Annotated in this window: 8 protein-coding genes; all 8 read right to left on the bottom strand. The window is 48.9% G+C overall.

Annotated elements, in window-relative coordinates:
* Positions 1-51: 51 nt before the first annotated feature.
* The gene (locus Q0200_RS03450; protein ID WP_297937758.1) at positions 52-855 is read right to left on the bottom strand and encodes a hypothetical protein; all 804 of its coding nucleotides are present in this window, start codon (positions 853-855) and stop codon (positions 52-54) included.
* Positions 856-1,329: 474 nt separating this feature from the next.
* The gene (gene creD / locus Q0200_RS03445; RefSeq protein ID WP_297937755.1) at positions 1,330-2,658 is read right to left on the bottom strand and encodes a cell envelope integrity protein CreD; all 1,329 of its coding nucleotides are present in this window, start codon (positions 2,656-2,658) and stop codon (positions 1,330-1,332) included.
* A 97-nt stretch (positions 2,659-2,755) separates the two neighbouring features.
* Positions 2,756-4,204: a DKNYY domain-containing protein gene (locus tag Q0200_RS03440; protein ID WP_297937752.1), complete on the bottom strand. Its 1,449-nt coding sequence runs from the start codon at positions 4,202-4,204 to the stop codon at positions 2,756-2,758.
* A 322-nt stretch (positions 4,205-4,526) separates the two neighbouring features.
* On the bottom strand, positions 4,527-5,768 hold the full coding sequence (locus Q0200_RS03435) for a uracil-xanthine permease family protein (RefSeq protein WP_297937750.1): 1,242 nt from the start codon (positions 5,766-5,768) through the stop codon (positions 4,527-4,529).
* 683 nt (positions 5,769-6,451) lie between these two features.
* A complete protein-coding gene (gene dxr, locus Q0200_RS03430) occupies positions 6,452-7,564 on the bottom strand; it encodes a 1-deoxy-D-xylulose-5-phosphate reductoisomerase (protein WP_297937747.1) in 1,113 nt (370 codons plus the stop codon).
* Complete coding sequence (locus tag Q0200_RS03425) at positions 7,558-8,289, bottom strand: phosphatidate cytidylyltransferase (RefSeq protein WP_297937744.1); 732 nt, start codon at positions 8,287-8,289, stop codon at positions 7,558-7,560. The genes dxr and Q0200_RS03425 overlap by 7 nt, the downstream gene beginning before the upstream one ends.
* A 341-nt stretch (positions 8,290-8,630) precedes the next feature.
* Positions 8,631-8,981 carry a hypothetical protein gene (locus Q0200_RS03420; RefSeq protein ID WP_122873155.1) on the bottom strand — a complete coding sequence of 117 codons (351 nt, stop codon included), beginning with the start codon at positions 8,979-8,981 and terminating at the stop codon, positions 8,631-8,633.
* Between the two features lie 14 nt (positions 8,982-8,995).
* The gene (locus tag Q0200_RS03415; RefSeq protein WP_297937741.1) at positions 8,996-10,315 is read right to left on the bottom strand and encodes an NFACT RNA binding domain-containing protein; all 1,320 of its coding nucleotides are present in this window, start codon (positions 10,313-10,315) and stop codon (positions 8,996-8,998) included.
* Positions 10,316-10,373 lie beyond the last annotated feature (58 nt).

Here is a 10,373-nt window from a genome sequence, read left to right as displayed (position 1 = left end):
ACTTAAAATTTCAAACTCATTCAAAGACGCTCAAAAGACAAGCCGCAAACCTCAAAATTTCTCGTCTCTTATTATCTTCCCCCTCTCATCATACTCCCGCTCGATCTTATTTTCGTAGTCGTTAAACGACTTTAGTCGGCCGTTTGGATAATACGTCTTTGCCCAGATAAATACCGTGTCTTTTTGGTAGCTCGTGTTGTCGATCGCGCCGTTTTCGTCGTAGTTTTCATAGTAATCCTCTTTAGGCCCCGAGCGCACCGTGATAAAGTGCTTTTGTCGGGGTTTGCCGCCGTTGGTGTAGGAGAAGCTATTATTATCGGAAAAGATGCCCAGCATCACGTCGAATTTATTGCTCGATTTGTATAGCCCCGCGATGTTGCCTTCGTCAAAAGCCTCTTTCGCTTCGACGTTTATATCGTCCCACAAGCACAGCTGCAGCGTGCCGCTACGCATACCGTCTGCGTGATAAAAATCTATCTCGATCCAGCGCTCTTGGCCGCTTTTGATAAATTTGACGATCTGCTTTTGAGGATGATGCAATGGCGGCTTGATGTAGCCGTATAGCATACCGTAAAACAGCGTCTCGCCCTCAGGCGTGTAGATGCGCTCATAGACGTTGTTTAGCTCTAGGCGGCTTTCCAGATCGTACTCGCCCGTCCTTTCTACGTCGTAGCTAAACCTCATCTCAAGCTCGCCCGTTTGCTTGCCTTTTAGCTTTGGACGCGGGGTAAATTTTAGCTCGCTCGGGGGTAAAATTTGAGCGTTTTGTTTCACCGAGCTCGGTTTTTCGCCGCCGGACGCCTGCGACAAAGCGGCAAAACTAAGCGCCAAAAATAGCGCAAGAAAATTTTTCATTTTTATCCTTTAAATTTTTGCATTTTTAAAACAAGCGTGATTATAGCGTTAAATTCGGATAAATTTTTAAATTTTACCTACCAAGACCCGTATCTTTAAGGTGCTAAATTTGGGTTGATTAAATTTGGTGTTCTCTAAAAATTTTTAGTTTTTCTTTTTTCTTGGGAGGCGGAAGGGGTTTCTACTTACGAAGCGTCGCCCCCTTCCGCCCCCAAACCCCCACCTACCCCACTGCACGTGAGAGGTGGCGACAATGCTTTGCCTTACAGGCAAAGCGTCGCAAATTTTGTAAATTTTGATGGAGTTAAATTTATAAATTTGACTTCAAATTTGAACATAAAACGATAAGGCGAAGTATCGTGAGATGATTTTTCGAGTTTTGAAGCAAAATTGAGCGTGCGCTAGGCATATAGCCTGCGGAGCGAAAATTTTGCAAAATCTCGGAAAAGCGCTCGCGAGACAAGCCGCAAAAGGCTAGATTTTCAGCCCGTTTTCATACCAATCTATCTTCCTGGTCAAATACATCACCAGCGCTATCACCGCAAATATCATCACGCTGCCCATCAAAAGTGCGTAGTCTTCGGACTGCAAGATGCCGTAGAGCAAGCAGTAGCTAACCCCGTGTACGAGCGCGATAAATACGCCCCATTTGCGCGCCCGGAAGATCGCCGAGCCGTAAAAAAGTATCGTCGCGCACACGGCTGTGGCCGCGATGAGATAGCTGGCTAGGAAGCTGATATGCTCCGAAAACGAAAGCACGAGCAGGTAAAACAGCACATCGGCTGCTCCGATGAGTAGATACTGGATCGGGTGGATGCGGACACGGCTGTAAATTTCGCACAAAAATATCGCCAAAAACGGCACCGCTAAAAACAAGATCGCGTAGGTCACGCAGCGCGCGATGAGCGAGTAGTTGTTTACGGGGCTGATGAAGCTAGCCTCGACGCCCTCAAACCCCATCTCGCGCCTGCCGTCGATGATCCACGCCTGCGGAACGCCGGTGCTAAGGCCCGAGATCTCCCACTGCGCGTTAAAGCCGCTGCTCGTAACTTCGCGCGATTTAGGCAGCCAGCCGCCGCTAAAAGACGGCGAGCTCCACGAGGATTTTACGTCAAATTTATTATCCTGCCCGACGGGAACGAAGCTCGCGCTCTGCCCGCCCTGCATAGATAGCGCGCCCGCTAGCTCAAAGCCGCCGTTTGCTAAATTTGCAGGTAGTTTGTAGTGGACGCTTTGGGCAAAAGGCGAGTATTTAGGCGGCGCAAAAGACTGCGCGAGATCCTGCCCGTTTGCTTTTAGCGCGGGAAACGCGGTAAAGGTCTTTTTGCTACCCACGCCTAAAATCAGCGTCGCCTCGCCTAGCAAAACGTCGCTTTCTTTGATATTTAGCTGCTCGAAATTTAGCGGCGCAAATTTGGCTTTTAGCGCGACTTCGCCGTTAAAAACGGGCACGCTAAAGATACCGCGCTTTAGATACTGCGGATTTAGCTCGGTCGATAGCTCGTATGACTGCGGCATTATCATGATCTGCTCGGTTGTCTGCGATACCGCAGCTACGCCGTTTTCGTTGTAGATCGCCGCTTGCTTTTTATACGGCACCGAGATCAAAACACCCTCGATCCTAAGCTCCCCGCCGACCGGCTGCATGATGGACTCCTCGGCGGTGCGCTTGACGTAGGCGCGGTCAGAGATCATCGAGCTGATGAAACCTAGCGGGATAAGTAGCAGCAAAAGCAAGACGAAAATGATGACGGGCTTCGTCCAAAATCCGCCTCTGACGCTATCCATGATTTTGTTTTCCATTGGATTTCCTTTTGATTTTTTTCACTGCGATTTTAGCTAGAAATCGTAATAAATCGGTAAAAAAGGTTGTAAATTTAGAGCAAATTTGACGGCAAATTTAACCGCGTCGCAAGCTGCGCTTTCTAAAATAGCTATAAATCCAAGCGCCAAGCAATAAAACCGCCCCGAGGCAATACATATAAAAGGTCGCGCCGTTTCCATACTCCACGTCCTGCGCGGTAAAAATGGACTGCGACATCTCGGGGTTTCGCGCCGCCTCGTCCACGATCTGCGCCATCACCTCATCATCATGCACGTCTAGCGTGATCTTTCGCAGCTCGATGAAATTCGTCCGCTTATCCAGATGCCTGCCGCTGCGACCCGTGACGTAAACGCTATGCGAGTAGAAATTTAGATAGTAAAATCCCGCGTCGTCTTTCAAAAGCTTCTCCGAGATCTGCCGCACGGCGCCTTTAAACGGATTGTCGTCCGCCCTTTTTAGCGCGCTTAGCGGACTGCCGTCTGCGCCAAATTTATAATACACGTACCAAAGCGCGTCTTTGAGCCGGCCCTCGGCGCCGCTGCCGCGCGGACGATTTAAAATTTTATCCTTGCTTAGATAAAATATGCCGTTTTTGCTCGCAAACAGCATGTATTCCTGATGTCCGCTCTGAAAATTTAGCGGCGTATAGGGCTCGTTTGTGGGGTCAAATCTCTCGCCGTTCATCAGCACCGCGCCCGCCTTCGGATCATAAAGAAACTCTATGCCGGCGTTTGGCTCCACGAGATACATCTGCTCGCTAGGCGTGAAATTTAGCCTCTCGCCGCCTTTATAGACGCTGCGTCCGTCGCTTAGCCACCGATCGACTGGGCGAAAGTGCGCGGGTAGCTCAGGGCCGTCTTCGTATATGATTTTTCGCCTTATCTGTTTTAGATTTTTTGCGTCCGCGCCCGCTAAAATTTTACCCTCGTAAAATACCCGCTCGCCGTCGGTTGCGACATACGGGCTCTCGGTCAAAGGCGAGATAGGCGCGCTAGTATCAAGTCTAGCGTAGGAGTAGTTGTACTCCTGCGGCCATTTGGAGAGCCCAAAGGCGTGGAAAAACACCTTATAAATGTAGCTTATCGCGCCGCCCGTGCGCTGCGTGACGTCCGAGCAGAAGTAGCTAACGCGCCCGTCGCTGTAGTATCGCGCGCCGACCTTTTGCGTGCGGGCGGGATCTAGCCCCGACATCTTGCGAGCGCCGCAAAATACGCGGTTATCGTCCATGCCGACGTTTGTGTAGGAGTATCTGCCGGTATCAAGCGCGCGAAAGCTCGCCGCGTCCGCACCGCCCTCTAGCTCATAGGGAGCGAGATTCCAAGAGCGTAGATAAATTTTGCCGCCGATGTTGAAATAATCGCTGCTGCCGATCTTTTGCGCGTCCGCCGGCAGCTCGCGCGAGCTATCATACACCGATAACTCATAGATAAAAACGAGCGAGACGAACATCGGCACGAAAAGCACCGCAAAGAGCAGCTTTAGCGCCTTTTTATCAAATTTGCTTAAATTATCTGCCTTTTTCATAAGGCAATTATATATCTTGCTAGTTTAAAACGTTAGAAATTTAAAAGCGTTTGCGGGGAAATTTTAAAATTTAGGCTGAGTTTTTACAAGGCTATACGAACGTAAATTTTAAATATTTCTAGGCTAAATTTATGCCAAAATGCGGAGCGAATTTAACCAAAAATCACACATATCCACACGGAATAAGCAAGGCGAGCCAAGAACTCGCCAGAATTTGATGCCAAAAAGTGGCGAGTAAATTTAAAGCCTCATCAAATTTGGCGGCAAAGCTCAAATTTACCCGCATTCGCGCGAAACGACGCAAGCTCCGCGCAAATTTAACTTAGTATCCGTCAAAATGTTTGGTCTTGGGCAGCACCAAATTTAGCGTAATACCGATGAGTGCGCCAAGCCCAACGCCGCTAAAGCTCATCGCGCCAAAATCCAGCACCATACCGCCGATCGCGCACACAAAGATGAGCGCGACGATGATCATATTGCGCGGCTCGGCCAGATCCACGCCGTTTTTTATGAGAGTCTCCATGCCCACGCTCGCGATGATACCAAAAAGCAACAGCATGATGCCTCCGATGACGGGAGCTGGGATCGTGGAGAGCGCGGCGCCGAGCTTACCCACGAAGGCTAGCAGTATCGCAGCAAGCGCGGCAAAGGTCATGATGGCGGGATTGTAGGCTTTCGTGATACTAACCGCGCCCGTGACCTCGGAGTAGGTGGTGTTCGGCGGTCCGCCAAAACACCCCGCTAGCGACGTCGCAAGCCCATCGCCAAGCAGCGTACTTTTAAGTCCCGGATTTTTTAGGAAATTTTCCTTCGTGACGTTGCTGATAGCAAGCATATCGCCGATATGCTCGATCGCAGGGGCGATCGCGATAGGCACCATGTAGATCACGGCTTCGAGCTTAAAAACCGGCGCGGTGAAATTTGGCAGCGCAAACCACGGCGCGTTTAAAATCGGCGTAAAATCCACGATCCCGACAAACAGCGACGCGCAGTATCCAGCCGCGATGCCGCAAAGTATCGGCACGAGACGCAGCATGCCGCGGCCAAACATCATCACGACGATAACCGCCGAGAGCGAGATAAGCGCGATGGTAAGCGACTGCCCCTGCGTATAAAGCGCCTCTTTGCCCTTGCCCATGACCATATTTACGGCTGCTGGCGAGAGGATTAGGCCAATCGTCATGATGACGGGGCCCACGACCACGGGCGGTAAAATTTTATGCAAAAATCCCTCGCCTTTGAGCCTAATGAGTAGGCTCAAAACCACGTAAAATAGCCCCGCCGCAATCACTCCGCCCATCGTCGCGGCGATGCCCCACTCCTTCACGCCAAAGCTTAGCGGCGCGATGAACGCGAAACTAGACGCGAGAAAGATCGGTGGAACGTTTTTGCGCGTGACGAGCTGAAACAGCAGCGTGCCGATACCAGCCGTAAACAGCGCCACGGAGGTATCAAGCCCCGTTAAGATCGGCACGAGTACTAGCGCGCCAAACGCGACGAATAAAAACTGAACGCCAACCAGAGCGTCTTTTGGTCTCAGATTATAGCCTTCGTATTTTTCCATTTTTCCTCTTTTTATTTTACGGCTTATTTTTTCACTCTTGAAATTTACGGCATTTGTCTTGTTTTTGCAACCGAATTTAAACCCGACGCGATTTTAAAATTCGTGAAATTATAACATATCGACAACGATTACGGCGACGAAAAAGCGTCGTTTTAAGGAAATTTTTCGAACGAATTTTAAATTTACTCGCCCAGACCTGTATCTTTAAGGTGCTAAATTTGGTTTGGTTAAATTTGGGATTGCGAGTTTGGCTTTCTTGCGTAAAAAACAACCATTTGAGGTTGTTTTTTACTTTATTGTAAAGGGGGTGGGGGATTAAATTTTGCTTCGCCATGCTCGCAACTGCAAGCAGACGCGACGTCACTCCTCTCCCTCTTTAATCCTCCTTCCCCTACGACGCTTTTTCTTCGTAGGGGCAACTTGTTGCCGTCTCGTAACGAGCGAAGCGAAGTTAAGGGTGGCGACGTAGCTTTGCTTGCGCAAAGCGTCGCAAATTTTGTAAATTTTGATGGAGTTAAATTTATAAATTTGTAAATTTGACTTCAAATTTGAGCGCAAAGAGTTAAGGCGTAGGATTTTTGTTCTAGACGAGGCGGAAACGACGGAGGCAAGGGAGCGGACTAGTCGTCCGTGACTGAAGCCGACCGAGTTTCCAACGAAGTATAGAGCAAAAAGACAAGCCACTATTTAAGTAGCTTTTCCGCCCACTTTCTCACTTCTGAATCTACTTCAAATATCCCGCTCTCGCTCTCTATCTTCTCGTTTTCAAACCTCTTTGCCGCGGCCAAAACCGTTCGCGAGATGTCCAAAAATCCGCACTCGCCGCGCAAAAATTTATACACGGCGACCTCGTTTGCAGCGTTTATAGCGACGCCAAGATCGGGGTTTTGCAAAGCTTGGTCTTTTAGCGAAAAGATAGGATATTTTTTCAAATTTATCTCGCCGAATTTTATGTTTTTTAGAGTTTTTAGGTCCAAATTCGGCACGATTTGCGCATTTTTCGCATCGGCGGCGTTCAAATTTAGCGCTCCGTCCTCGCCCAAAATCGCGTGCGCGATGGCTAAAATCATATCGGTTTTGGATAGATGCGCCGTGGTCGAGCCGTCGGCAAACTCCACCAGCGCGTGCACCGTGGAAGTGCGCTCGATGAGCGCCTCGATATCTCGCACGCCGTAGAGCCAAAAGGCCTCCAGCACCTCAAAGAGCTTGTTCGCCATCGTCGCACTGTCGATCGTGATCTTTGCGCCCATGCTCCAGTTCGGATGCTTTAGCGCGTCTGCGGCGCGGGCGTCTTTTAGGAATTTTAGCGGGGTTTTGTAAAAGGCGCCGCCCGAGGCCGTGATGACGAGCCTAGCGACCGGAGTTTTGTTTGCGAGCAAGAATTTAAGCCCGAAATGCTCGCTATCTATCGGATTTATCGCGCCTCTGTCTAAAAATTTGCCGCCCGCGACGAGGCTTTCTTTGTTGGCAAGTGCTAGCTTTTTGCCTAGCTTTTGCGCGGCTAAGCTCGGGGCCAGTCCAGCAAAGCCGACTAGAGAGTTTACGACGCGTTTGCTTTCGCACTCTTTTAGCATATCGCAGATGCTCTGAGCGCCCGCAAAAACGCGTTTGTGCTTTACGAATTTAGCAAATTTTGGCTCGGCGATACAGACGAATTTAGGCTTAAATTCGGCGATTTGCTCGTTTAAAAGTTCGTAGTTTGACGCACAGCTCATCGCCTCGATACTAAGGCCGAATTTGCGGGCCAAATTTAAAGTATTTGTCCCGATCGAGCCCGTCGAGCCCAGCACTACCACGATAGCGTCCAGAGCATCGCGGCAACGCCGAAAAGATAGCCATCGACACGGTCAAGCATCCCGCCGTGACCCGGCAGTAGCGTGCCGCTATCCTTGACGCCCGCGCGGCGCTTTAAGTAGCTCTCGAAAAGATCGCCCCAAACGCCAAAAACCGCAACCAAAAACGCCGTGATGAGGCTATGCCAAAAGCTATCGGTCAGCACCCAGCCAAAGCCCGCGCCAAAGACCGTAGCCACGGCGATACCGCCTACTACGCCCTCCCAGGTTTTATTAGGCGAAGTCTCGCTAAAGGCGTGCTTGCCGCAAAATTTGCCGACGAAAAACGCCCCGCTATCGCACGCTACGACCGTTAAAATCAGCCACGCCAAGTAGCCCACGCCGTAGAGCGAATAAAGCATCCAGATGAGAAAAATCGGCGTCATCGGATACAAAAACGGCAGCGCGGGCGTTAGATTTTCGCTCTTAAAATGTGCGAGAAAACTAACCACGAGCAAGACCGCTAAAATAGCGATAAATACGGGGTTTGAAAAGGGCGTGAGTAGGTAAAAAATAACCGCCACGAGAGCAAGGGAGCCGCCCTGTAGGCCGTAGAGCTTTTGCGCTTCGCTAAAGGCCGTATAAAGCACGAAGCCTAAAATGGCGAAATTTAACAGATAGCTATCGACGAAAAAGATGACCAAAACCGCCGCAAATAGCGCGACGCCGGTGATTATACGCGTTTTCATGATTTTTCCTTTTTTGAGTAATAATTGTATAAAATTTTCGCTTAAAAGCGCCGAAATTTGAGGCAAATTTGCCTTTACGGACTTTAGCGGACGGTTAAATTTGGCGGATTTGCGTTAAATTTTAGTTTTAATTAAAACGGGGCGGTAAATTTGAAGGATTTGGGTCAAATTTTACCGAGCGAGGCGGCAAATTTGGCGCACATTTGACGACATATGCTGAAATTTACTCTCGCTAAAAAAGGCAGATTAAATTTAGCGAATAAAAGCTCAAATTTGATCTAAATCGAGCCAAATTTGACCGCCGCGCAGCAAAAAGCCCAGCCAAATTTGAACGAGAAAGCTTAAATTTTAAGATCAAGATGCTGAAATACGGGCGATGCCTGCGGGAAGTCGTTAGCCGCGACGCGCTCCTCGGCGCTTTCGTCGTCATCAGAGTTTTCGCCGTTTTGCTCCGAGGCGAGCTCGCCCTGCTCCTGCCTGCCTTTTTGCTTTTCGTGCTCGTTTTGGGGGTCGATTTTGTAGGTTTCCTCGGTCGGGCGCACTTCGGAGACCTCTTGTTTTTCGTCGCTTGCTAGCGATGCGGCGGCGAGATTTTGCAGATCGAATCTATTTTGGACGTCGGCGACCTTGTTTGAGACCATGTTTACGTTTTGATTGATAAAAATCGTGTTGCCAAGGGGTGTTACAGCCATTTTCGCCTCCTGTTTTAGTCGTGCTTTGTTACTAATATCGTCTTAAAATTAATATAGTTTACATTTGCGCCGCTCGTAATTTTGACGTTGTTACGTTTGGTAAAATCAACCTCGTACGTCCCGCCGCCTTTGACGCTAAAATTCACGCAAATTTTCGCCGCAAATCTCAAAATTTCCTCGCTGGGAGCGCTTTTTGCGGTTTTGATTATGACGTGCGCGGACGGCAGGTCTTTTAGGTGCATCCAGACGTCGTCTTTTTTCGAGTTTTTTAGCAGCCAAACGTTGCCCTTTTCGTTGCGTCCGATGCTGATTTTATAACCCTCGACGTAAAAATCCTCGACGTTTTGATTTTGCTCTTTTTGCTTTGCGGCGCGGGCTTTTTTAGGCACTAGGATCTCAAGCTCTTCGGCGCTTTTAGCTTCATTTACGAGCGTTTTTAAATTTGATAAAAACTCCAGTTTTTCGGTCAAATTTTGCCGCTCGATAACCAGCCCGGCCGCCTTTTGCTTTAGCCTTTTTGCCCTGGCAAACATCGTGTTTGCAGCGATTTTTGGGCTATCATCCAGCACTAGCCGCACCTCGCCTCGCTCAAAATCATTTAGCGTTACCTCGCGCTCGTAGTCCCTTAACGCATGCAAATTTGATAGAATCAGCCCCGCATTTCTGCTTAAAATTTCGCTCTGCGCATTTAGATCCGCTTCATTTTCAAGCCCCGCTAAAATTTCGCTTAAATTTTGCATTTTTCGCTCTATCGCGGCCGATTTTACGGCGCGCAGATTTTCTAGCTTTGCGTTATTTACTCGTTTAAATTCCTCGCTAAAATACTGCGCAAAATCAGTTATCGGCGGCGTTTCTCGCTCTTTTATCGTTGCAGGCGGCAGCTCGAGTAGTTCGCGCCCCGGTTTTATCACGCGAAAATTATTATCTATATGGCGCAAAGCCTCGACGATGACGCCCTTTTCGTCCGTGATGATCGCGTTGGTAAAGCGCCCCGTAAACTCCAAAAATAGGCTTGAGGCGAGGCTTTTATACGAGCCTTGGAATTCACACTCCAGCTTTAAAATTCTATTTCCCTCGGGCACGCTTAAATTTAAAATTTTAGCCGCCCAGAACCTCTTTTTAAGCGCGACGTCAAAGGGCGCTTTGTACTCTTTGACGTTTAGAAAATCAGGATTTGCATAGATCGCGGAGTCGGCTTTGCTAAGGTCGAAAAACAGTCCGAGCTCGCCGTCGAATTCGATAAATATCGCCATATCGCCCGTGCGTCTGATTGCGGTTATTTTTTTAAATTTGCCCAAAAATGATTGTATTTGTTTTAAATTTGCGTATTTCATAGCCGAGATTATAGCCTAAAATGCGGCCGAAATTTAAGCGTAAGAATAATATAATGAT

The organism is uncultured Campylobacter sp., assembly GCF_938045225.1.
Taxonomy (GTDB): domain Bacteria; phylum Campylobacterota; class Campylobacteria; order Campylobacterales; family Campylobacteraceae; genus Campylobacter_A.
Note: the sequence above shows the minus strand (reverse complement) of the source record. Positions and strands in the feature narration are given on the sequence as shown.

Bases quoted from the DNA above. Each gene is read 5' to 3' on its own strand.
- Q0200_RS03425 (WP_297937744.1), bottom strand. From the start codon at position 8,289: ATGAAAACGCGTATAATCACCGGCGTCGCGCTATTTGCGGCGGTTTTG.
- Q0200_RS03450 (WP_297937758.1), bottom strand. From the start codon at position 855: ATGAAAAATTTTCTTGCGCTATTTTTGGCGCTTAGTTTTGCCGCTTTG.
- creD (WP_297937755.1), bottom strand. From the start codon at position 2,658: ATGGAAAACAAAATCATGGATAGCGTCAGAGGCGGATTTTGGACGAAG.
- Q0200_RS03415 (WP_297937741.1), bottom strand. From the start codon at position 10,315: ATGAAATACGCAAATTTAAAACAAATACAATCATTTTTGGGCAAATTT.
- Q0200_RS03440 (WP_297937752.1), bottom strand. From the start codon at position 4,204: ATGAAAAAGGCAGATAATTTAAGCAAATTTGATAAAAAGGCGCTAAAG.
- Q0200_RS03435 (WP_297937750.1), bottom strand. From the start codon at position 5,768: ATGGAAAAATACGAAGGCTATAATCTGAGACCAAAAGACGCTCTGGTT.
- Q0200_RS03420 (WP_122873155.1), bottom strand. From the start codon at position 8,981: ATGGCTGTAACACCCCTTGGCAACACGATTTTTATCAATCAAAACGTA.